The sequence below is a fragment of the Streptococcus mitis genome, assembly GCF_946190325.1.
GTDB lineage: Bacteria > Bacillota > Bacilli > Lactobacillales > Streptococcaceae > Streptococcus > Streptococcus mitis_CF.
Genome location: NZ_CAMHZR010000072.1, coordinates 1 through 249, shown reverse-complemented (window position 1 = coordinate 249; position 249 = coordinate 1). Strand labels below are relative to the sequence as shown.

At 53.8% G+C, this 249-nt stretch carries 1 pseudogene; it reads right to left on the bottom strand.

Annotated elements, in window-relative coordinates:
• A pseudogene (locus N8M95_RS09260) lies at positions 1-191 on the bottom strand (hypothetical protein); the annotation flags it as partial.
• Positions 192-249: the final 58 nt, after the last annotated feature.

The window sequence follows — 249 nt, the reverse complement described above, 5'->3', positions numbered from 1 at the left end:
GCCCCCATAGTTGCCCAAATCGCTAAAGCACCAATCGCAACAGTCACCACACCAATTGCTAGGTCTTTCCAACCGTTCTTGGCTCGATCCTCTGCAGCCAAGGCTTCAAAACGAGCCTTGTCCCGCTCCTGAGCAGCTTGTACGCGTTCAACACGACTCTCCATCTGCTTGCTCGCCTGTTGGTAGGCCATCGCAAAGCGTTGGACAGACTGGAGTTTGGCGAAATCACCCGACTGATAAGTCCCTACA